Annotated in this window: 21 protein-coding genes; 14 read left to right on the top strand and 7 right to left on the bottom strand. The window is 60.7% G+C overall.

Annotated features, from left to right (window positions below):
• Positions 1-3 precede the first annotated feature (3 nt).
• Complete coding sequence (locus tag JOE33_RS12845) at positions 4-1,317, bottom strand: FAD-binding oxidoreductase (RefSeq protein WP_187624978.1); 1,314 nt, start codon at positions 1,315-1,317, stop codon at positions 4-6.
• A 105-nt stretch (positions 1,318-1,422) separates the two neighbouring features.
• Between JOE33_RS12845 and JOE33_RS12840 the strand changes: the two genes are divergently transcribed.
• Positions 1,423-1,776 carry a YkgJ family cysteine cluster protein gene (locus JOE33_RS12840; protein WP_003403950.1) on the top strand — a complete coding sequence of 118 codons (354 nt, stop codon included), beginning with the start codon at positions 1,423-1,425 and terminating at the stop codon, positions 1,774-1,776.
• Between the two features lie 7 nt (positions 1,777-1,783).
• On the opposite strand, the gene JOE33_RS12835 is transcribed toward JOE33_RS12840, so the two are convergent.
• Positions 1,784-2,272, bottom strand: a complete 489-nt coding sequence (locus JOE33_RS12835; protein ID WP_010426849.1) for an Lrp/AsnC ligand binding domain-containing protein — start codon at positions 2,270-2,272, stop codon at positions 1,784-1,786.
• Between the two features lie 157 nt (positions 2,273-2,429).
• On the opposite strand from JOE33_RS12835, the gene dadA reads away from it, so the two are divergent.
• From dadA to JOE33_RS12805, 6 genes are all read left to right on the top strand, one after another.
• Positions 2,430-3,731 carry a D-amino acid dehydrogenase gene (dadA, locus tag JOE33_RS12830; RefSeq protein ID WP_003367454.1) on the top strand — a complete coding sequence of 434 codons (1,302 nt, stop codon included), beginning with the start codon at positions 2,430-2,432 and terminating at the stop codon, positions 3,729-3,731.
• Positions 3,703-4,056 (top strand): RidA family protein, encoded by a 354-nt coding sequence (locus JOE33_RS12825; RefSeq protein ID WP_003314012.1) that lies wholly within the window; start codon positions 3,703-3,705, stop codon positions 4,054-4,056. Before dadA ends, JOE33_RS12825 begins: the two co-directional genes overlap by 29 nt.
• Before the next feature lie 73 nt (positions 4,057-4,129).
• On the top strand, positions 4,130-5,203 hold the full coding sequence (gene alr, locus JOE33_RS12820) for an alanine racemase (protein ID WP_187624979.1): 1,074 nt from the start codon (positions 4,130-4,132) through the stop codon (positions 5,201-5,203).
• Positions 5,204-5,328: 125 nt separating this feature from the next.
• Positions 5,329-5,877, top strand: coding sequence for a cupin domain-containing protein (locus tag JOE33_RS12815; RefSeq protein ID WP_010426847.1), 549 nt, complete (start codon positions 5,329-5,331; stop codon positions 5,875-5,877).
• Positions 5,878-5,902: 25 nt separating this feature from the next.
• Positions 5,903-6,226, top strand: coding sequence for a c-type cytochrome (locus JOE33_RS12810; protein WP_054992814.1), 324 nt, complete (start codon positions 5,903-5,905; stop codon positions 6,224-6,226).
• Positions 6,227-6,347: 121 nt separating this feature from the next.
• Positions 6,348-8,279, top strand: a complete 1,932-nt coding sequence (locus JOE33_RS12805) for an acetyl-CoA hydrolase/transferase C-terminal domain-containing protein (protein ID WP_032614128.1) — start codon at positions 6,348-6,350, stop codon at positions 8,277-8,279.
• 68 nt (positions 8,280-8,347) lie between these two features.
• Here JOE33_RS12805 and JOE33_RS12800 read toward each other — a convergent pair whose 3' ends face one another.
• The gene (locus tag JOE33_RS12800) at positions 8,348-8,872 is read right to left on the bottom strand and encodes an Mpo1-like protein (protein ID WP_032614126.1); all 525 of its coding nucleotides are present in this window, start codon (positions 8,870-8,872) and stop codon (positions 8,348-8,350) included.
• A gap of 81 nt (positions 8,873-8,953) precedes the next feature.
• Between JOE33_RS12800 and JOE33_RS12795 the strand changes: the two genes are divergently transcribed.
• The 5 genes from JOE33_RS12795 to gcvH all read left to right on the top strand — a co-directional run bounded on the left by JOE33_RS12795 (position 8,954) and on the right by gcvH (position 14,377).
• The gene (locus tag JOE33_RS12795) at positions 8,954-9,664 is read left to right on the top strand and encodes a Crp/Fnr family transcriptional regulator (RefSeq protein ID WP_096139901.1); all 711 of its coding nucleotides are present in this window, start codon (positions 8,954-8,956) and stop codon (positions 9,662-9,664) included.
• A gap of 116 nt (positions 9,665-9,780) precedes the next feature.
• Positions 9,781-10,782: an extracellular solute-binding protein gene (locus JOE33_RS12790; RefSeq protein ID WP_054992817.1), complete on the top strand. Its 1,002-nt coding sequence runs from the start codon at positions 9,781-9,783 to the stop codon at positions 10,780-10,782.
• A 312-nt stretch (positions 10,783-11,094) separates the two neighbouring features.
• Entirely contained in the window at positions 11,095-12,711 is a 1,617-nt protein-coding gene (locus tag JOE33_RS12785; protein WP_187624980.1) for an iron ABC transporter permease, read from the top strand.
• A 153-nt stretch (positions 12,712-12,864) separates the two neighbouring features.
• Positions 12,865-13,947 carry a glycine cleavage system aminomethyltransferase GcvT gene (gene gcvT / locus JOE33_RS12780; protein ID WP_010426840.1) on the top strand — a complete coding sequence of 361 codons (1,083 nt, stop codon included), beginning with the start codon at positions 12,865-12,867 and terminating at the stop codon, positions 13,945-13,947.
• A 43-nt stretch (positions 13,948-13,990) separates the two neighbouring features.
• Positions 13,991-14,377 carry a glycine cleavage system protein GcvH gene (gene gcvH, locus JOE33_RS12775; RefSeq protein ID WP_010426839.1) on the top strand — a complete coding sequence of 129 codons (387 nt, stop codon included), beginning with the start codon at positions 13,991-13,993 and terminating at the stop codon, positions 14,375-14,377.
• Between the two features lie 68 nt (positions 14,378-14,445).
• On the opposite strand, the gene JOE33_RS12770 is transcribed toward gcvH, so the two are convergent.
• The 3 genes from JOE33_RS12770 to JOE33_RS12760 form a co-directional block, all read right to left on the bottom strand.
• A complete protein-coding gene (locus tag JOE33_RS12770) occupies positions 14,446-14,766 on the bottom strand; it encodes a DUF2388 domain-containing protein (RefSeq protein WP_002551535.1) in 321 nt (106 codons plus the stop codon).
• Between the two features lie 141 nt (positions 14,767-14,907).
• Complete coding sequence (locus tag JOE33_RS12765; RefSeq protein WP_010426838.1) at positions 14,908-16,692, bottom strand: GspE/PulE family protein; 1,785 nt, start codon at positions 16,690-16,692, stop codon at positions 14,908-14,910.
• A gap of 110 nt (positions 16,693-16,802) precedes the next feature.
• Positions 16,803-17,150 carry a hypothetical protein gene (locus JOE33_RS12760; RefSeq protein WP_010426837.1) on the bottom strand — a complete coding sequence of 116 codons (348 nt, stop codon included), beginning with the start codon at positions 17,148-17,150 and terminating at the stop codon, positions 16,803-16,805.
• A gap of 125 nt (positions 17,151-17,275) precedes the next feature.
• Between JOE33_RS12760 and JOE33_RS12755 the strand changes: the two genes are divergently transcribed.
• Entirely contained in the window at positions 17,276-17,755 is a 480-nt protein-coding gene (locus JOE33_RS12755; RefSeq protein WP_010426836.1) for an Lrp/AsnC family transcriptional regulator, read from the top strand.
• A 294-nt stretch (positions 17,756-18,049) separates the two neighbouring features.
• On the opposite strand, the gene JOE33_RS12750 is transcribed toward JOE33_RS12755, so the two are convergent.
• Complete coding sequence (locus JOE33_RS12750) at positions 18,050-19,417, bottom strand: CYTH domain-containing protein (protein WP_032614120.1); 1,368 nt, start codon at positions 19,415-19,417, stop codon at positions 18,050-18,052.
• A 163-nt stretch (positions 19,418-19,580) separates the two neighbouring features.
• Here JOE33_RS12750 and argE point away from each other — a divergent pair, with 163 nt between their 5' ends.
• Complete coding sequence (gene argE / locus JOE33_RS12745) at positions 19,581-20,729, top strand: acetylornithine deacetylase (protein WP_032614118.1); 1,149 nt, start codon at positions 19,581-19,583, stop codon at positions 20,727-20,729.
• The last annotated feature ends 141 nt before the right edge of the window (positions 20,730-20,870 follow it).

Raw genomic sequence — 20,870 nt, 5'->3', positions numbered from 1 at the left:
CCTCTAGCGCAGCTCTTTGAGGCGGTGCCAGAGCATGCCCAATGCCAGCAGGGGCGAGCGCAAGTGCTTGCCGCCGGGAAAGGTCATGTGCGGCACTTTGGCGAACAACTCGAAGCCATCGCTGTGTTGCCCGGCGATGGCTTCGGCCAGCAGTCGGCCCGCCAGATGCGTGGCATTCAGGCCGTGGCCCGAGTAGGCCTGAGCATAAAACACATTGGGGTGCTGCTTGAGCCGGCCAATTTGCGGAAGGCGATTGGCACCAATGCCGATCATCCCGCCCCACTGGTAATCGATCTTCACGGTGGCCAATTGCGGAAACACCTCCAGCATTTTCGGTCGCATGTACGCGGCGATGTCCTTAGGGTCACGACCCGAGTAATGGCAGGCACCGCCGAACAGCAAGCGGCGGTCGGCAGACAGCCTGTAATAATCCACCGTCACCCGCTGATCACAGACCGCCATGTCCTGCGGCAACACTTCACGGGCCTGCGCTTCGCTCAATGGCTCGGTCGCGATGATGTAGCTGCCGGCAGGCAACACCTTGCCGCTGATTTCCGGATTCAAGTCGTTGAGGTAGGCGTTGCAACCCAGCACCAGGGTCTGCGCCTGCACCGAGCCGGCAGCCGTATGCACCCTGATTTGCGGGCCATAGTCGATGCTCGTCACTGCTGAATGCTCAAACAGCTGAACGCCGAGCGACTGCGCAACAGCAGCTTCGCCCAGGGCAAGGTTCAAAGGATGCAAATGCCCCGAGCCCATGTCGATCAGGCCGCCGACATAGCGCGAGGAGCCCACCACGCTGTGCATCTCTTCAGGTTGCAGCAACTGCAGTGCATGGCGATAACCCAGGCTGCGCAATTCCTCTGCGTCTTCGGCAAGGCTGTGCAGGTCGCGTGGTTTGTTGGCCAGATCGCAATAACCCCACTTCAGGTCGCAATCGATAGCGTGCTGTTCGATGCGCTGACGCACGATCTCGACGGCCTCGATGCCCAGCAGCTTGAGCTGCCGCACGCCTTCGCTGCCGATCACATTGGCGAACTGTTCGACACCATGACCGACCCCGCGAATCAACTGGCCGCCATTGCGCCCGCTGGCCCCCCAACCGATCTTGCGCGCTTCGAGCAGCGCAACGCTGAACCCGCGCTCGGCCAGTTCGATGGCGGTATTGAGGCCGGAGAAACCACCGCCTACCACGCACACATCCACCTTCACCTCACCGTGCAGCGCAGGATGATCCGCTTGCGGATGGCTGCTGGCGGCGTAGTAGGAAGCAGCGTGCTGATCGTGACGAGTCGGGTGCTGAACGCGGGCGTTCATGAGCGTGTCCTGTTGGTGGCGGATGGCGTGTCGGGAGGATAAGCCGCTGTCATGAGCCTGCCAACTGAGGCAAACTCTCGGCCTTGTGCATGAGTGGTCGAGTCAATGAGCTGCAACCGTCAGAAAATAGCCGATCTGCGTCGCCAGATTCCCTCGTTCGAGTGTGTGCCTGGCTGCCACGACTGCTGTGGGCCGGTGACCACGTCGCCAGAAGAAATGTCGCGTCTGCCGCGCAAGACGGCCGCCGAGCAGGAAGCTGCGCTGGACGAACTCAATTGCGTACACCTGGGTCCGCAAGGCTGCACCGTGTATGACGAGCGTCCGCTGATCTGCCGCCTGTTCGGCACCACCGCAAGCCTGCCATGCCCGAATGGACGTCGCCCGGTCGAACTGATCCATCCCCGCGTCGAAAAGCAGATTCACGAATATATGGCCTCGACCCGCCAGGTGCTCGTGTAGCAAGTAATCAGTCGGCAATCGGCAGATTCAGGCTTTCTTTGACTTCCTCCATGACGATGTAGCTCTTGGACTCACGCACATGCGGCAGTTTGAGCAGGATATCGCCCAGCAGTTTACGGTAGGACGCCATTTCGGAAATCCGCGCCTTGACCAGATAGTCGAAGTCGCCGGACACCAGATGGCACTCCAACACATGGGGAAGCTTCAACACGGCGCGGCGGAATTCCTCGAAGGTGTCGCCGGACTTGTAGTCCAGACTGATCTCGACGAAAACCAGCAGGCTGGCCTTGAGGCTTTGCGGGTTCAGTCGGGCGGTGTAGCCCATGATGATCCCCTCGCGCTCCAGCCTGCGCACCCGTTCTGTACAGGGCGTGGTAGACAGGCCGACCCGCTCGCCAAGCTCGGTGAACGAGATGCGCCCGTCGGCCTGCAGGATGCGCAGAATATTGCGGTCGATCTTGTCCAGCTCACGATTTGACTGGTGTTGAGTCCGCACGGGACATTTCCCCTCTAGCAAAGCGTTTATCGGCGCGAATAAAAACTGAATATAGATCGTTATACAGTGAGAAGCACTGCCCATTGCTCAATATACTGCGCACATCCTTGCTTAAAACTTCGAATTATCAGCGGATATCCGCGATGAGGTCATCGACATGCGCGTTCTGGTCCTTGGTAGTGGCGTCATCGGTACAACCAGTGCTTATTATCTGGCGCGTGCCGGTTTCCAGGTGACTGTCGTTGACCGTCAGCCTGCTGCCGCCATGGAAACCAGTTTTGCCAATGCCGGCCAGGTTTCTCCGGGCTATGCCTCGCCATGGGCTGCGCCGGGTGTTCCGCTCAAAGCGCTCAAATGGCTGCTGCAGCGTCATGCGCCATTGGCGATCAAGGCGACGGCGGATATCGATCAGTACCTGTGGATGGCGCAAATGCTGCGCAACTGCACGGCCAGCCGCTATGCCGTCAACAAAGAACGCATGGTACGCCTGTCCGAATACAGCCGCGATTGTCTGGACGAACTGCGCCTTGAGACCGGTATTGCCTACGAAGGGCGCAGCCTGGGCACCACGCAGTTGTTCCGTACCCAGGCCCAACTGGATAACGCCGCCAAGGACATCGCCGTGCTCGAGCAGTCCGGTGTGCCCTACGAACTGCTGGATCGCGAAGGCATCGCCCGCGTCGAGCCAGCGCTGGCCGGTGTGACCGGCATCCTCAGCGGCGCATTGCGCCTGCCCAACGACCAGACGGGTGACTGTCAGCTGTTCACCACGCGCCTGGCAGAAATGGCCGTCGCGCTGGGTGTCGAGTTCCGCTACGGGCAGAACATCGAACGCCTCGATCACGCTGGTGACCGCATCAATGGCGTGTGGATCGACGGCAAGCTCGAAACCGCCGATCGTTACGTGCTGGCGCTGGGCAGTTACTCGCCGCAGCTGCTCAAGCCGCTGGGCATCAAGGCACCGGTCTATCCGCTGAAAGGCTATTCGCTGACCGTGCCGATCACCAACCCGGACATGGCACCGACTTCGACCATTCTCGATGAAACCTATAAAGTCGCGATCACCCGTTTCGACAACCGGATCCGCGTCGGCGGCATGGCGGAAATCGCCGGTTTTGACCTGTCGCTCAATCCACGTCGACGCGAAACACTGGAGATGATCGTCGGTGACCTCTATCCTCAGGGCGGCGACCTGACCCAGGCCGATTTCTGGACCGGGTTGCGTCCGACCACTCCCGACGGCACACCGATTGTGGGTGCAACACCGTTCCGCAACCTGTTCCTCAATACCGGCCATGGCACTCTGGGCTGGACGATGGCGTGTGGTTCCGGTCGCTTGCTGGCAGACCTCATTGCCCGCAAGACACCCCGTATCAGTGCTGAAGGCCTTGATATCTCTCGTTACGGCAACACTCAGGAGAATGCACAGCATGTCAATCCAGCGCCAGCTCACCAATGAGCGCATGAGTCAGGTCGTTGTCCACAATGGCACCGTCTATTTGTCGGGCCAGGTCGGCAATGACATGACCGCGGGTGTCGAGCAGCAGACCCGAGAGGTTCTGAACAGCATCGAGCGCCTGCTCGACCTGGCCGGCACCGACAAGACGCGTATCCTGTCGGTCACCATTTACCTGAAAGACATCGATGCCCACTTCGCCGGCATGAACAGCGTCTGGGACAAATGGCTGCCCAAGGGTTTCGCGCCTGCACGCGCAACGGTCGAGGCCAAACTGTGCGAGCCGGAAATCCTCGTTGAACTGTCGGTGGTTGCCGCGCTGCCTTGACCCTTTTACCCGGCGCGTCCCTGCGTCGGGTTCGTCCTCCCTCTTTCCATCCTTTCAGGCAAGTAACGTCATCATGCGTCCAGCCCGCGCCTTTATCGATCTTCAGGCACTGCGTCACAACTACCAATTGGCCCGTGAAAACAGCGGCGGCAAAGCGCTCGCCGTCGTCAAGGCCGATGCCTACGGTCATGGCGCGGTGCGCGTCGCTCAGGCACTCGAGGCGCAGGCCGACGGTTTTGCAGTGGCCTGCATCGAAGAGGCGCTGGAGCTGCGTGCGGCCGGTATCCGTGCGCCCGTCCTGCTGCTCGAAGGTTTCTTCGAGGCCGATGAGCTGGCGCTGATTGTCGAGCATGACTTGTGGACCGTTGTACACGCGACCTGGCAACTGGAGGCCATCGAGCAGGCGCATCTGGGCAAGCCGATAACGGTCTGGCTCAAGCTCGACACCGGCATGCACCGGGTCGGCCTGCATCCTCATGAGTACCAGGCGGCTTATCAGCGTCTGCTGGCAACCGGCAAAGTGGCCAGAATTGTCCTGATGAGCCACTTCTCTCGCGCCGATGAGCTGAACAGCGGCTGCAGTGATGAGCAGCTCGCCGTATTCGAGACCCTTCGCAAGGGGCTGGCGGCAGAAACCAGCCTGAAAAACTCCCCGGCGGTGCTGGGCTGGCCACAGATTCCGAGCGACTGGTCGCGCCCGGGCATCATGCTCTACGGTGCTACGCCGTTTGAACAGGTGCACCCTCTGGCGGATCGCCTGCAACCGGTGATGACCCTGGAATCGAAGATCATCAGCGTGCGTGAACTGCCGGTGGGCGAGCCTGTGGGCTATGGCGCGACATTTGTCTGTGACCGGCCGTCGCGTATCGGGGTAGTGGCGATGGGGTACGCCGATGGCTATCCGCGTCACGCGCCGACCGGCACCCCCGTGCAGATCGACGGCCAGCCATCCAGGCTGCTCGGACGAGTGTCCATGGACATGCTCTGCGTGGACCTCACCGACGTGCCGAAGGCCGGGCTTGGCAGCCGTGTCGAGCTGTGGGGCAAGCAGGTGCTCGCCAGTGAAGTCGCCCAGGGTGCAGAAACCATTCCCTATGAAATCTTCTGCAATCTGCGTCGCGTTCCGCGCATCTATTCCGAAGACTGATTCCGCCCTCTGTGCGCCAGGCCTTGGTGTGTCAGGTGTTGGTCGAAGTGTTGTAAATATCGAACGCTGTTGCCATGATGGCGCTCATATCGACTAGACCTGACAAAAACTGGGGGAATATCGCATTGGACGTGGGTGAACGACTGCAATCGATTCGCAAGCTCAAGGGACTGTCCCAGCGTGAACTCGCCAAGCGCGCAGGTGTGACCAACAGCACCATCTCCATGATCGAAAAAAACAGCGTCAGCCCTTCGATCAGCTCGCTGCGCAAGGTGCTCGGCGGTATCCCCATGTCCATGGTCGAATTTTTCTCGGAAGAAACCGTGCCCGAGAACGCGGCTCAAGTGGTGTACAAGGCCAGCGAGCTGATTGATATTTCGGACGGCGCCGTGACCATGAAGCTGGTCGGCAAATCGCACCAGGGCCGCGCCATCGCCTTTCTTACCGAAACCTACCCACCGGGTGCCGATACCGGCGAAGAGATGCTCGTTCACGAAGGCGAGGAAACCGGAATCCTTGTCGAGGGACGGCTGGAGCTGGTGGTCGGGCTTGATACCTACGTGCTCGAAGCGGGTGACAGCTATTATTTCGAAAGCACCCGGCCGCATCGTTTTCGTAACCCGTTCGACGTCCCGGCACGATTGATCAGTGCGGCCACCCCGGCCAATTTCTGACCCGCCCCCTTGCGATGAGTGACGCGTGAAACTGACCCGGAAGATTCTGAGCATCGCAGGCGTTCTGACGTTGTGGGCGTTCAACGTGCAAGCCGCCGATACCGCCCGAGCCCCTGACGACATCATCGCCGCCCACTGCGTTGCCTGTCACAGCGTCGGCCTGCTCAACGCGCCGAAGATCGGTGACACGGCGGCCTGGGAACAGCGCGCCGGCCAAAAAGGCGGCCTTGATGGACTGCTGGCCAGCACCATCAAAGGCATCGGCATCATGCCCCCGAAAGGTACCTGCGGCGATTGCACGAACGACGAACTGAAGAACGCCATCCAGAGCATGTCCGGGCTGAAGTGAGGTGCACCCTCGCTTCCACAAGACTTATGTATGCGGGAACGATAGTTGCGTGGCGAGCATGCAGCACTTTGACGTTGTCACCGGTCCAACCTGCACCCAATAACAATTCAGGAGAGCTGGGATGCCGTATTCCTGTTCCATCGAGCATGCCGTCGATCACGTTCTGGCGCAGCTACCCGAGCACATCCACCTCGGCATGCCGCTGGGTCTGGGCAAGCCCAACCGGTTCGTCAACGCGCTGTACCGGCGCATCAGCGAGCTGCCCGAACGACGGCTGACGATCTACACCGCGCTGACACTCGGGCGGCCGACGCCCGGGGAAGGTTTGCAGGCGCGGTTTCTCGAACCGTTCCTGGAGCGCGTCTTCGCTGACTATCCGGAACTCGATTTCCTGGCTGCACTGCGCCGCGACAAACTCCCTGACAATATTCATGTGCAGCAATTCTTCATGCAGCCGGGCAGTTTGCTCAACAGCCAGTCAGCCCAGCAAGACTACGTCAGCAGCAATTACAGCCATGCCGCGCGCGACATCAACGCCAACGGCCTGAATCTGGTCGCGCAACTGGTGGCCCGTGACGAGCAGCGCCCAGGCACGCTGAGCCTGAGCTGCAACCCGGATGTGACCCTCGACCTGCTGCCCATGATCGCCAAGCGTCGGGCCGCCGGACAAACCATTCTGATGCTCGGCCAGGTGCACGCCGACCTGCCTTACATGCCGGGCGACTCGGAGCTGGATATCGACGCCTTCGATGTGCTGATCGACGAAGACGAGCGCAGTACGCTGTTTTCCACTCCCAACATGCCAGTGGGCTATCAGGACCACCTGATCGGCCTGCACGCCAGCACACTGGTGCGTGACGGTGGCACGTTGCAGATCGGCATCGGCTCGATGGGCGATGCACTGACCGGCGCGCTGCTGGCCCGCCAGGCCGATAACGAAACCTGGCGCGGCCTGCTGGCAGAGCTGAATATGAGTAACTGGCAGACCCTGATCGATCGCGAAGGCGGCGTTCAGCCGTTCGCCAGCGGCCTTTACGGTTGCAGCGAAATGTTCGTCAACGGCCTGCTGGTACTCGCCGATGCCGGCATTGTGCGGCGCAAGGTGTATGCCGATGCAGAACTGCAACGGCTGGCCAATATGGGCACGCTGGATGAGGATGCCCATCCTGGTGGCGTGGTGGTGCATGGCGGCTTTTTCCTTGGCCCGCGCAGTTTCTACGCGCGGCTGCGCGAGCTGCCCGCCGAGCGTCTGGCGCAGTTCAACATGACCGCCATCAGCTACATCAACGAGCTTTACGGCCAGGAAGAACTCAAGCGTCTGCAACGCCGCGATGCGCGCTTCATCAACAGTGCGTTTACCGTCACCCTGATGGGCGCGGCAGTGGCTGATCAACTGGAAGATGGCCGGGTGCTCAGTGGCGTGGGCGGTCAGTACAACTTCGTGGCGCAGGCCCATGCACTGGAAGGCGCCCGTTCGATTCTGATGCTGCGCAGCTGGCGTGAGTCGGGCGGCGAGGTCAGCTCCAACATCGTCTGGCAGTACGGCCACACCACCATCCCCCGACACTTGCGCGACATTGTCGTGACCGAATACGGCATCGCCGATCTGCGCGGGCAGACCGACGCGACGGTGATCGAGCGAATTCTGAACATCACCGACTCGCGGTTTCAGTCGGGCCTGATCGAGCAGGCACAAAAGGCTGGCAAGCTGCCCAAGGACTTCCGTCTCGATCCGCGCTTCACCGACAACACGCCCGAGCGCCTCAAGGACACTGCATCACGCTACCCGTCACTGTTCACCGAATACCCGCTGGGGTGCGACTTTACCGCCGAGGAGCGCGACCTGCTGAGAGCCTTGAACTGGTTGAAGAGCAAGCTCAAGCTCACTGAAATCCTCGAACTGGGCAAGGCGACCCTCGACGCTCCGGACCCGGAGGCCTTCCTCGTGCACTTGCAACGCATGCAGCTCGACGAGCCACAGGGCTTGCGCGAAGAGTTGTATCAGCGGCTGTTGCTGGCCGGGTTGCAGAACAGCACTGGGCTTGCCGGCTGAGAAGCGGGCACCGATCGTTGCCGCTGGCGACGATCGGTGCCCGGTGCCCGGTGCCCGGCGCTTGGCGCCTAGGTCGTCGCCTTGCGAGTCGCACGCCCCACCGGGCCGACGCGCTCTTCGATGGCGTGCTGCAGAACCTTGCGCTGGCCCATCAGAAAAGCCAGCTCGGCGACCACAAACAGCGGGCCGATGATCAGCCCGGTCAGGTCATCGATGAAGGCCGGTTTGCGCCCCTCGTAGTAATGGCCGATGAACTGGATGATCCAGCCAATCACAAACAGCCCGACGCCCGCACTCAACCAGACCATGGTTGCCTGCTGCGCAAGGTTGGCCCCGGCCCAGATGCACAGCGCCAGCAACACCGCCATGACGATGCCCAGGGCGCGGTCGAGTCGCAGGTAAAAGATCGTCGAGCCCAAGGCCAGCAGCGCCGCAGGTGAAAGCCACAGCCCGCTTATAGTCCAGCCCGGTCGCGAGAGAAGCACCGCTACGGCCAGCACGATCAGTGGAATACCCACGAAGTGCGTCACGATATTGCGTGAATCACGGTGATAAGCCGCGTATTGGCTGAGATGATCGACAAGGGTTTTCATTATTATTCCTGCCTGAGACGATGGCCGGCTTGAGCCTGATTTCTTGTACAACATGCATGGCTGAAAGAGAAGGGAGCAAAAATGACAAATGGAGTGTCGTGGCGGTCACGATTGCTATCCGATTACTGGTTTTCCCATCTGCCTGCCGGTCTGCAGGATAGCCTGCTGGACGCTGCCCGCCAGCGACGCAAGACGCCCGGCCAGCGGCTGTTCGACAAGGGCGATCTGCCCTGCGGTGTTTATGTGCTGCTGGAGGGCAGCGTGCGGATCGGCGGCGCTCACGAGCAACGGTTGCTGACACACATGGAACCGGCGAGCGCGCCGTGCTGGTTTGGCGAAGTCTCGCTGTTTGACGGGCTGCCGCGCCGTTTCGAAGTCTGCTCGCTTGAACAGAGCATCTTTCTGCACATCCCCCAGCCATTCCTGACCCGGCTGCTCGACAGGCACCCCGAATACTGGCGCTGGTTTGCCGCACTGCTCAGCCAGAAAGTCGGGTTGCCGCTGCAGAGCCCCGAGAAAATGCGTCACCTGCCGCCACGGGCGAGGGTTGCCTGGCGCCTGCTGATGCTCAGCGAGGGGTATGGACCGTTGAGCCAGGCACGGCGCCTGATTGCGCTGGATGACATTCAGGCGGCGGAGCGTCTCGCGCTTGCTGCCCCGGCCTTGCTGGAAGTGCTTCAGGACCTGCATGAGCGCAGGATCGTGCGCCTGGGAGAGGAGCAGTTGGAAGTGTTCGATGTGGACAAGCTGCGCAGGGTTGCGAACTTTTCCAGAGCCAGGGCTGTGTGCTGATCACTGGTGATGATCAAGTCTGGAAACATCCGGTAACGGCTCCGCTGCCGCTTCGATTGAGATAGCAAATGGGATTCACTACCATTTCGCCTCATTTGCGAACGCGAGATACCCCGATGCAGGCAAGCAAGCGTCTTCTGGCTGCTCTGACACTGACTTTACTGGGCGGCACCGCTCAGGCTGCCGATGAAGTGGTGGTGTATTCGTCGCGGATCGACGAGCTGATCAAGCCGGTATTCGATGCGTACACGGCCAGTACCGGGGTGAAGATCAAATTCATCACCGACAAGGAAGCGCCGTTGATGCAGCGCATCAGGGCCGAGGGTGAGAATGCCACCGCCGACCTGTTGCTGACGGTCGATGCGGGCAACCTCTGGCAGGCCGAGCAGATGGGTATCCTGCAGCCATTCACCTCGCCGGTGATCGAAGCCAACATTCCGCCGCAGTATCGCTCGTCGACCCACGGCTGGACCGGCCTGAGCCTTCGCGCGCGCACCATCGCCTACTCCACCGACCGGGTGAAGCCTGCCGAGCTGACCACTTACGAGGCATTGGCCGACAAGAACTGGGAAGGCCGTCTGTGCCTGCGTACGGCGAAGAAGGTCTACAACCAGTCGCTGACCGCCACGCTGATCGAAACCCACGGCGCCGAAGCATCCGAGAAAATCCTCAAGGGCTGGGTCAACAACCTGTCCACCGACGTGTTCTCCGATGACATCGCGGTGCTTGAGGCGATCAATGCCGGGCAGTGCGACGTGGGCATCGTCAATTCCTATTACTACGGTCGCCTGCACAAGGAAAAACCGGATCTGGCGGTGAAGCTGTTCTGGCCGAACCAGGCTGATCGCGGTGTGCACGTCAACCTGTCGGGTATCGGCCTGACCAAATACGCTCCGCACCCTGAAGCCGCCAAGGCGCTGGTCGAATGGATGACCGGCCCCGAGGCGCAGAAGATTTTCTCCAGCGTCAATCAGGAATTCCCGGCCAACCCGAACGTGGCGCCTTCAGAAGAAGTGTCGAGCTGGGGGCAGTTCAAGGCCGACACCATCCCGGTCGAGGTGGCAGGCAAGCGTCAGGCAGAAGCGATACGCATGATGGATCGCGCGGGCTGGAATTGATTTAATACCCAGTGCCTTATCGCTCCCACGCTTTAGTGCTCAGCGTTATGCACAGGTCCTGACTAGCCAGGAACACGGGGCTTTCAGGATTCTGCCCGCAGGGCGTAGGAGCGGACTTGTCCGCGAAGACGGTATTTCAGACGATGCACTTTCGGCTTTTATACCTGACCTTTCGCGAACAAGCTCGCTCCCACGGCCTTCGGCCAGAATCAAAAACAGCCTTGTGTATTACGCTGATCGCTCCAGCGTGAGTGGGCCGTGCCGCATAGATGTATGACTTAGAAACTGATCACTCCTCATTTCGAGAACACCGTGGCCCATCCTGTGCAACGCCGCTGGTACCCCCTGGTCTTTGCCATCGCTGCGCTGGTCGTGCTGCCGCTGAGCGTTCTGCTGCTGTCGTGGGAGACCATTGACCAGCAGATATGGTCACACCTGCTCGAAACCCAGATGATGCGCCTGCTGGGCAATACGCTGATTCTGATACTGGGTGTCGGCGTGGGCGTGACGCTGCTGGGAGTGAGCCTGGCGTGGCTCACCAGCCTGTGTGAATTCCCTGGCCGTCGCTGGCTGGACTGGGCGCTGATGCTGCCTTTCGCGATCCCCGCCTACGTGCTGGCGTTCGTGTTCGTCGGGCTGCTGGATTTTTCCGGCCCGGTGCAGACGTTGATGCGCGAATGGTTCGGCTCCGGCCTGCGTCTGCCTCGGGTGCGTTCCACCGGTGGGGTGATCATCGTGCTGGTGCTGGTTTTCTATCCCTACGTCTACCTGTTGGCACGCACAGCGTTTCTGGCGCAGGGCAAAGGCTTGATGGAAGCTGCGCGAGTGCTCGGCAACACGCCCTTGCAGGCGTTCTGGCGGGTGGCGCTGCCAATGGCACGTCCGGCCATCGGCGCGGGGGTAGCGCTGGCGCTGATGGAAACCCTGGCCGACTTTGGTGCGGTATCAGTGTTCAACTTCGACACCTTCACCACCGCCATCTACAAAACCTGGTACGGCTTCTTCAGCCTGTCCAGCGCCGCGCAACTGGCCAGTCTGCTGCTGTTGGCCGTGCTGGTGCTGCTGTACGGCGAGCGCCGCGCCCGCGGTGCAAGCCGACCGGCCAACGAGCGTCCGCGTGGCGCTGCGCTTTACCGGTTGCGCGGCATCAAGGCATTGGCCGCCAGCTTCTGGTGTGGGCTGGTGTTTCTCTGCGCTTTCGTGGTGCCGATGCTGCAATTGATCGTCTGGGTCTGGCAGCGCGGCCGCTTCGATCTGGATGAGCGCTACACCGGTCTGATTCTGCACACGCTCTATCTGGGTGGCATGGCGGCGTTGATCACCGTCGGTGTGGCGCTGATTCTGGCATTTGCCCGACGTATGGCGCCCACGCCTGCGATCCGCTCCGGTGTCAGCCTCGCCAACCTGGGCTACGCGTTGCCAGGCTCGGTACTGGCCGTTTCAATCATGCTGGCGTTCAGTTATCTGGACCGCGAACTGGTCATTCCGCTGTCCAGCTGGCTGGGCGGCGCAGGCAAGCCTTTGTTGCTGGGCAGCCTCTCGGCCCTGCTGCTGGCTTATCTGGTGCGTTTCATCGCCGTGGCCTTCGGTCCGCTGGAACACAGCCTGTCGCGTATCCGCCCCTCATTGCCGGAAGCGGCGCGCAGTCTGGGGGTCAGCGGACCAAAGTTGTTTCTCAACGTGTATTTGCCGCTGCTGGTGCCCGGGGCGTTGAGCGCGGCGCTGCTGGTGTTCGTCGATGTGCTCAAGGAAATGCCGGCAACCCTGCTCATGCGCCCGTTTGGCTGGGATACGCTGGCGGTACGTATCTTCGAAATGACCAGCGAGGGCGAGTGGGCACGAGCCGCATTGCCGGCTTTGTCGCTGGTGCTTGTAGGATTATTACCCGTCATTGGGCTGATTCGTCGCTCTTCCCGTCAGATTGGCTAGGTGCGGGGCCCTCACCTTGCGGCTACAATGCGCCGCAATTGGTGCGGTCTGTCAGATAATTCGGTCAGCTGTTACGTGCTGCAAACTCCGGTTTATTGGGGGCTTGCCGATGTCTTCTGCCCGCACCTTCGCCACGCCCGGAAGGAGAAACCCATGGGACAGCGTACCCCCCTGTTCGACCTGCACCTCGCCCTTGGCGCGAAAATGGTCGATTTTGGTGGCTGGGACATGCCGTTGCATTACGGATCGCAGGTCGAGGAACACCATCAGGTGCGCCGCGACTGTGGGGTCTTCGACGTCTCGCACATGAACGTGATCGATGTGCTCGGCCGTCAGGCCCGGGTCTGGCTGCGTCGTCTGCTGGCCAATGATGTAGACAAGCTCAAAACTCCCGGTCGTGCCTTGTACAGCGCCATGCTCGACGAGAGCGGCGGGGTGATCGATGACATGATCGTCTACCTCACGCCTGAAGGTTATCGGCTGGTCGTCAACGCGGCGACCGGCGTCAAGGATCTTGCCTGGATGCAGGCGCAACTGGGCGACTTCGACGTGCAGCTGGTCGAGCGCAGTGAAATGGCAATGCTCGCCATTCAAGGCCCCAAGGCCAGAGCCCGTATTGCCGAGCTGGTTTCAAGCGCCCGCGCCGAACTGATTCACCAGCTCAAGCCGTTCGAAGGGCTTGATGATGGCGACTGGTTTATCGCGCGCACCGGCTATACCGGCGAGGATGGCCTGGAGATCATGCTGCCTGCCGAAGAGGCGCAAAGCTTTTTCAATGAATTGGTCGGCGCGGGTATTTCGCCGATCGGCCTGGGCGCTCGCGACACGCTGCGTCTTGAGGCCGGCATGAACCTGTATGGCCAGGACATCGGTGAGCATGTTTCGCCCTTGGCTTCGAATATGGCCTGGAGCATCGCCTGGGAGCCTGCCGACCGTGATTTTGTCGGTCGCAAGGCGCTGGAGAGCGAGCGGGCTGAGGGAACTGCCTTCAAACTCGTGGGACTGGTGCTCGAAGAGCGCGGTGTCTTGCGGGCGCATCAGGTGGTACGTGTCGCAGAAATTGGCGAAGGAGAGATCACCAGTGGTAGTTTCTCTCCTACGTTGAGCAAATCCATTGCACTGGCTCGCGTTCCGATGGCGACCGCTGACCGGGCCGAGGTGGAAATCCGCGGCAAATGGTATCCGGTGCGGGTGGTGCAGCCTGCGTTTGTGCGCCATGGCAAAACCTTGATCTAACCTATGGCGGGTTTTCCGCTGACCCGATGTTGAGGATGACTAAATGAGCAATATTCCCGCCGAGCTGCGTTTCGCCGAAAGTCATGAATGGGCACGTCTGGAGTCAGACGGCACCGTGACCGTCGGCATCTCGGACCATGCACAGGAAGCACTGGGCGATGTGGTCTTCGTCGAACTGCCGGAAATCGGCAAAGTGTTCGCTGCCGCTGACACCGCCGGTGTCGTCGAGTCGGTCAAGGCCGCTTCGGATATCTACTCGCCGGTCGCGGGCGAGGTCATCGAAGTCAACACAGCGCTGGGCGATGCCCCCGAGTCGCTCAACAGCGAACCGTACAGCGCCTGGATCTTCAAGCTCAAGCCAAGCGACGCCAACGGCGATCTGGCCAAGCTGCTGGATGCAGCGGGTTACAAGAGCGCCATCGGCGAATAACCGATTGCCGCTCAAAAAAATGCCGCTCATTGAGCGGCATTTTTGTGCGCGAAGCTAACCGGCAAGGCTTACTGGTTTTCAGCGACGAGGTTTTTATCCAGGATCGCGTTGGCCAGTTCCATGTCGGTGGCTTTCAGGCCGGGATTGTCTTTGCGCACTTGCTCGATGGCCGCTTCCAGGAACGGACCGCGAATGCCACCGTCGCTGGCGACGAAGCTGCCTGCGTCGTCCTGGGCGGCCACGATCAGTTTGTGATCCTTGAAGGTCAGATAAGTCGAGCCGGTGGTTGCACCGGACGACAGCACATTACGCCAGAAGGTGTCAGCCATCGCTGAACCCATTGGGATGGAAAGCAAGGCTACGGTGGCGACAGCAAACTTGAGACGCATGATGAGTTACTCCAGCTGTGGTTGTTCTGAGGGGTTGGATAGCCAAAGACATGAACTAGTTCAATCAAGGTGTACCGCGTAGTTCACTTTAGCTGGCTGGCCATGCTGCGCGGCCTTCTGGAACAACGCTCTCGACCCTGATCAGCGTTGTTCGCTCTGCGGTGTCACCCGCAGCACTTCTTCAAGTGTAGTCAGGCCTGCCGAGACTTTCTGCGCGCCGGACAGACGCAGGCTGCGCATCCCTTCCTTGAAGGCCTGACGACGCATGGCGTTCAGGTCCAGGTCGGCCGAGATCAATGCCTTGATGTTGTCGGACATGACCATGATCTCGTAGACACCCGCCCGGCCCCGGTAGCCTGTATCACGGCATTCCACACAGCCGACCGCCTGATGCGCGCCGGGTGGCACCGGTGCCTGCCAGGGGCGCGTCAGGGTTTGCCAGTCGGTCTCGTTGAGGTTGATGGGCGCCTTGCAATGTGGGCAAAGGGTGCGCACCAGACGCTGGGCCATGACCCCGAGAATGGTCGCCTTGAGCAGGTAATGCGGTACACCCAGTTCGAGCATCCGGCTGATGGCGCTGGGCGCATCGTTGGTGTGCAGCGTCGACAGCACCAGGTGACCGGTGAGCGCCGCCTGGATCGCCATTTCGGCCGTCTCCAAATCGCGAATCTCGCCGATCATGATGATGTCCGGGTCCTGTCGCATCAGCGCACGCACGCCGGCGGCAAAGCTCAGTTCGATGTTGTGCTGCACCTGCATCTGGTTGAAGGCCGGCTCGACCATCTCGATGGGGTCTTCGATGGTGCACAGGTTGACCTCGGAGGTCGCCAGCTTTTTCAGGGTGGTGTACAGCGTAGTGGTCTTGCCCGAACCGGTCGGGCCGGTGACCAGAATGATGCCGTTGGGCTGGCGGGTCATTTCCTGCCAGCGCCGCAGGTCGTCACTGGAAAAGCCCAGTTGGTCGAAATCCTTGAGCAATACCTCGGGGTCGAAGATCCGCATGACCATTTTTTCGCCGAACGCGGTCGGCAGGGTCGACAGGCGCAACTCCACTTCGCGATTTTCAGGCGTGGTGGTCTTGACCCGCCCGTCCTGCGGTTTGCGTTTTTCGGCGACGTTCATCCGCCCAAGGCTCTTCAGGCGGCTGACAATCGCCATGATCACCTGCGCCGGAAACTGGTAAACGTTGTGCAGTACCCCGTCGATGCGAAAGCGCACGGTGCCCTGTTCGCGGCGCGGTTCGATGTGAATATCGCTGGCGCGTTGCTGGAAGGCGTACTGGAACAGCCAGTCGACGATATTGACGATGTGCGCGTCGTTGGCGTCAGGTTCCTGATCGCTGGCACCGAGCTTGAGCAACTGTTCGAAGTTGCCCATGTTGCTCATTTTCTGTTCAGAGGCGCTGGCCCCGCTGACCGACTTGGCCAGCCTGAAAAACTCCATCGCCATGCGCTGGATGTCTGTCGGGTTGGCGACCACACGTTTGATCTGCAGCTTGAGCACATGCGCCAGGTCGGCTTCCCATGAGCGCACATAGGGCTGCGCGCTGGCGATGGTCACCGATTCGCGATCGACCGCCACGGCCAGAATCTTGTGGCGCTGGGCAAAGGCGTAGGACATCAGTGGCGTGACCGCCGCGACGTTGATCTTCAGCGGATCGATACGCATGTAAGGCTGGCCACAGGCTTTGGCCAGCCAGGCCGCCAGGGTTTCCACGTCCAGCTTCTTGCCCGGCCGTTTGAGGTCGTCAAACTGCAGCGCAGCGAGAAACTCGATGGGGTGCAGCTGGATGTTCACCGCACTGCGACGTTGGGTGAGTGCCGTTTCCGCGTCGTCCTGGCCGAGATAGCCTTCGGCAACCAGATCACGCAACACATCGTTCAGATCAAGCCAGCGATCCTGTGAAGAGGGGGCCAGGGCTGCCATGTGCGCTCCTTGAGGCAATTCGTCATTGGACGATGAACAAGAGTAGACGCCAAGCGTGACAGCGTTGCTCGTTCTATGCGACCGGGAATTGCCGGAGCAGGCGAATTGATTCAGCCCGTTGCCAGGGCGACTCGGGATTGCACGTTATTGCAGGCGTCGACCTGCTCGACCTCTACTGAGCAGACGTCGATCAGGTTGCGCATTTTTTCACCAATCACCTGTGCTCGATGCCAGCTCAATCTGGAAACCTGAAGGTCGATGAGCAGCAGGTTCTCTTGTTGCACAGCACTCAATTGGTCGGGAGTCAGGTACTGCATGGCAAACAGGTTCAACACCTGACAGAGCAATGCAGGCTCGGCTTCGGCGCAGACACGGTAGCGTGCGCAGCACTGTGCATTGCTGGACGACCAGCTGTCCGGGCGCTGCGAAGGGGTGGTGACGGCTTCGAGATTGGGCATGCTGATACTCCAGAAGGATGCTGGAAATCTTTGCATGCCTGAAAAGAAATTTCTGGTCCATCATTGGGTGAATTAGTCTTTGTAAGACTTGTTAATGCGCAACAGACTATTTCGGAAAATTAATTATGCAAATCGAGCTGGATAATTACGATCGCAGGATTCTGGCGCTGCTCCAGGAAGACGCTTCGCTTTCCAGTGCGCAGATCGCCGAGCAGGTCGGCCTTTCGCAATCACCCTGCTGGCGCCGCATTCAGCGGCTCAAGGATGAAGGGGTGATTCGCCGTCAGGTGGCGTTGCTGGACCGCAAGAAAATCGGTCTGAACACGCAGATATTCGCGGAGGTAAAACTCAACGCCCACGGGCGCTCCAACTTCACCGAGTTCACCGACGCGATTCGTGGTTTTCCGGAGGTGCTGGAGTGCTATGTGCTGATGGGGTCGGTGGATTTTCTGCTGCGCATCGTGACCCCGGATATCGAGGCGTACGAGCGGTTCTTCTTCGAAAAACTGTCGCTGGTGCCCGGCATTCAGGAAGTTAACTCGACAGTGGCCCTCTCAGAGATCAAATCCACCACCAGCCTGCCGCTGCTGCGCCAGGGAGGCTGAGCGTGCGCTTTTGACTATCGTGCCGCGCCGCATGTTCAAGATCGGACGCAGAGCGTCCAGAACGGCGTTCCCACGCTGGAGCGTGGGAACGAGAGTCGCGACGGTCAGCCAGTTTCGTCTTCGATGACTATCGTGCCAATGCTCCGCGTTGGCATGCAGTTCGTGACGCTCTGCGTCACAAATTTGCGCCGCGCCGCATGTTCAAGATCGGACGCGGAGCGTCCAGAACGGCATTCCCACGCTGGAGCGTGGGAACGATAACTTGCGCCAGAGCATGGAAACAGGAATCCAGCCTTACAAGCGCAGCAGGGTTTTCCAGGCGCGGCTCTGGAAGACGGTGATTGCCTGTTGCACACGGGCATCGAGGACTTCGTCGCTGATGTCCAGATGCGCCAGTTCTTCGAGCTTGCGCAGTTCGCCGTACAGACGGTCCAGCTCCGGCAGGTCCAGCGCGCCGCGTGCCCAGTGCAGCCAGGACTGAATGCGCTCGATGCGTGGCAGTTGCTCGGCCAGGTCTTCCGGCTGCTGCTGATAACGGCTCAATTGCAGGGACGTGGCTTCTTCGCCCAGCAGGCGTGGCAGCCAGCTGCTCAACAGCGCGGCGCCTTGACGATTGCCGCGGGTGTTGCGTTCGGTGGTCCAGCTGCGGCCCAGCAACCAGCGTGAGGTATTCAGCGAGAACTCGCCCCAGCGCGTGTCCTGCAATTCCTCCAGGAATTGCTCGTGGGCGGCACCGCGTACATCGGCATCATCCTGCCCGGCCTGAACCAGCGGCCGCCAGTCTTCCAGCAAGGCGTCCAGCGCAGTACGCAGTTGTGCGGTCGAGGTGCGTGGCGCGGCCTGGCCGAGGCTGCTGGTCAGAGCACGCAGTTCGGCGAGCATCTCGACCCAGTCCTGCAGCAGACGCCAGTGGCCGTTGAAACGGTATTGCTCGGCCAGGCGCTGACTGCTGCCCAGCAGATGCCAGGCCAGCGCGGAATAAGCGTCGTCCAGCGGCGTTTCAGCATTCAGGGCGGGCGCATGCAGGCTCAGCGAGTAGCTGCTGGCATCGAGCAGGCGGTAGCCGCGTTCGGCCTTGCTGATATCGCATGGCATCAGCGGCAGCGTTGCAGCCAGTTCGGCGGCCAGTTCCAGCAGCGCGGCAGGCTCGCCTTCACGCAGCTCGAGTTCCAGCTCGCAGATCTCTTCCTTCTGCTTGCCTGCCACCACCTGGCCCAGGTCCAGTGCGGCTTCGATCACCACTTTGGCCTTGCCACGGCCCCAGGCAATCTCGGCTTTCTCACGCACGAAATCGGTGGTGAACAGCGGCTTGATGGTTTTCTTGTCCAGATCGGCCAGTTGCTCGGGCCAGCAATCGCCTTCGAGCTTCTTCAGGTCCAGCTTGGCCTTGCTCAGGTCCCAGTTGTACTCATTGCGCTCGGACAGGCCGGCCACGCTTTGCCCGCGCGTCTTCATGGTCTGGATGATCTGATCGCCGTCGCGACGGATGCGCAGGGCGACTTTGGCCTGCGCCAGCTCGCCTTCGGGGGTATCGAAATACTGGTTCGACAGTTCAAGGCGCTCCCAGCCACTCTTGTTGCGCTTCTTGAGCAACGGGTGTTCACGCAGTGCAGCGAGGGTCTCGCGGCTGACGCGGAGTTTGATTTCTGTTTCTTTTTGCATGGCCGGGGGAATCCAAACGCTGATACGGATAAACGGGAGCGCAGCCCATGATTGAACGACTGCTGAGGCCGTCAGTGTACAGGACATGGCCCGAAACGGTTTATTCCTGGGTTGCTATGGCCCTATGATGGGCCGTGTTCCGTCTCGATTACAGGAAGCGTCCATGCCGTTGCCGTCCATGAAAGAACAGTTCGCCGCCCTGATCGCCGCACCCTCGGTGAGCTGCACTCAGCCTTCTCTGGACCAGAGCAACCGTCCCGTCATCGATCTGCTGGCCGGATGGCTCGGCGATCTGGGGTTTGTCTGCGATATCCAGCAAGTGTCCCCCGGCAAGTTCAATCTGCTGGCGACCTACGGAACAGGCCCGGGCGGTCTGGTACTGGCGGGGCACAGCGATACCGTGCCGTTCGACGAGGCACTGTGGAAGACCGACCCCTTGAAGCTGACCGAGGTGGATGGTCGCTGGGTGGGGCTGGGCAGTTGCGACATGAAAGGCTTCTTTGCGCTGGTCATCGAAGCGGTGCGTGGTCTCGTTGACCAGCCGTTCAAGCAGCCGCTGCTGATCCTCGCCACCTGCGACGAGGAAAGCTCGATGGCCGGTGCCCGCGCACTGGCCGAGGCCGGACGCCCGCTGGGTCGTGCGGCAGTGATCGGCGAGCCGACCGGGCTCAAGCCGATCCGCCTGCACAAGGGCGTGATGATGGAGCGCATCGACATTCTCGGGCGCAGCGGCCATTCCTCCGACCCTAGTCTTGGGCACAGCGCACTCGAAGCCATGCACGACGCCATCAGCGAACTCAAGGGTCTGCGCACGCAGTGGCAGGCGAAGTACCGCAACCCGCAATTCACGGTGCCGCAGCCGACGCTGAACCTGGGCTGTATTCATGGCGGCGACAACCCGAACCGGATTTGTGGCCAGTGCTCGTTGGAATTCGACCTGCGTCCGCTGCCGGGCATGGACCCGGAAATGCTGCGCTCGGCCATTCGGCAGAAGCTGCAGCCGCTGGCCGAGCTGCATCAGGTACAGATCGACTACGCGCCATTGTTCCCCGAGTGCGCGCCTTTCGAGCAGGTCGCTGACGCTGAACTTGTGCGTGTCGCTGAACGTCTGACCGGTCATACGGCCGCAGCAGTAGCATTCGGCACCGAAGCGCCTTATCTTCAGCGCCTCGGCTGCGAGACACTGGTGCTCGGCCCGGGCGATATCGCCTGTGCGCATCAGCCGGGGGAATACCTCGAAATGTCACGTCTTGACCCTACAGTGCGTCTGTTACGTCAATTGATCGAACATTACTGCCTGACGCCCCAGTGAGTCAGACATAACCCGTGTCTGCTAATGAAAGTATCTTGAGTAGAAGGAGACTGCGCGTGCTGCCAAGCCTGTTCCGACGATAACCACCACACCGTTGTGCGTGCTTCTTTTCTTCGTCCATTTTTTCTACAGGCTCTTGTT

The sequence above is a fragment of the Pseudomonas sp. PvP027 genome (assembly GCF_017833005.1).
In the GTDB taxonomy this organism is placed as follows: Bacteria; Pseudomonadota; Gammaproteobacteria; order Pseudomonadales; family Pseudomonadaceae; genus Aquipseudomonas; species Aquipseudomonas congelans.
This window is presented reverse-complemented; position numbering and strand designations above follow the sequence as displayed.

Coding starts and splice junctions, on each gene's coding strand:
- JOE33_RS12845 (WP_187624978.1), bottom strand. CDS start 1,317: ATGAACGCCCGCGTTCAGCACCCGACTCGTCACGATCAGCACGCTGCT.
- JOE33_RS12840 (WP_003403950.1), top strand. CDS start 1,423: ATGAGCTGCAACCGTCAGAAAATAGCCGATCTGCGTCGCCAGATTCCC.
- dadA (WP_003367454.1), top strand. CDS start 2,430: ATGCGCGTTCTGGTCCTTGGTAGTGGCGTCATCGGTACAACCAGTGCT.
- JOE33_RS12825 (WP_003314012.1), top strand. CDS start 3,703: ATGTCAATCCAGCGCCAGCTCACCAATGAGCGCATGAGTCAGGTCGTT.
- alr (WP_187624979.1), top strand. CDS start 4,130: ATGCGTCCAGCCCGCGCCTTTATCGATCTTCAGGCACTGCGTCACAAC.
- JOE33_RS12805 (WP_032614128.1), top strand. CDS start 6,348: ATGCCGTATTCCTGTTCCATCGAGCATGCCGTCGATCACGTTCTGGCG.
- JOE33_RS12800 (WP_032614126.1), bottom strand. CDS start 8,872: ATGAAAACCCTTGTCGATCATCTCAGCCAATACGCGGCTTATCACCGT.
- JOE33_RS12795 (WP_096139901.1), top strand. CDS start 8,954: ATGACAAATGGAGTGTCGTGGCGGTCACGATTGCTATCCGATTACTGG.
- JOE33_RS12790 (WP_054992817.1), top strand. CDS start 9,781: ATGCAGGCAAGCAAGCGTCTTCTGGCTGCTCTGACACTGACTTTACTG.
- gcvT (WP_010426840.1), top strand. CDS start 12,865: ATGGGACAGCGTACCCCCCTGTTCGACCTGCACCTCGCCCTTGGCGCG.
- gcvH (WP_010426839.1), top strand. CDS start 13,991: ATGAGCAATATTCCCGCCGAGCTGCGTTTCGCCGAAAGTCATGAATGG.
- JOE33_RS12770 (WP_002551535.1), bottom strand. CDS start 14,766: ATGCGTCTCAAGTTTGCTGTCGCCACCGTAGCCTTGCTTTCCATCCCA.
- JOE33_RS12765 (WP_010426838.1), bottom strand. CDS start 16,692: ATGGCAGCCCTGGCCCCCTCTTCACAGGATCGCTGGCTTGATCTGAAC.
- JOE33_RS12760 (WP_010426837.1), bottom strand. CDS start 17,150: ATGCCCAATCTCGAAGCCGTCACCACCCCTTCGCAGCGCCCGGACAGC.
- JOE33_RS12755 (WP_010426836.1), top strand. CDS start 17,276: ATGCAAATCGAGCTGGATAATTACGATCGCAGGATTCTGGCGCTGCTC.
- JOE33_RS12750 (WP_032614120.1), bottom strand. CDS start 19,417: ATGCAAAAAGAAACAGAAATCAAACTCCGCGTCAGCCGCGAGACCCTC.
- argE (WP_032614118.1), top strand. CDS start 19,581: ATGCCGTTGCCGTCCATGAAAGAACAGTTCGCCGCCCTGATCGCCGCA.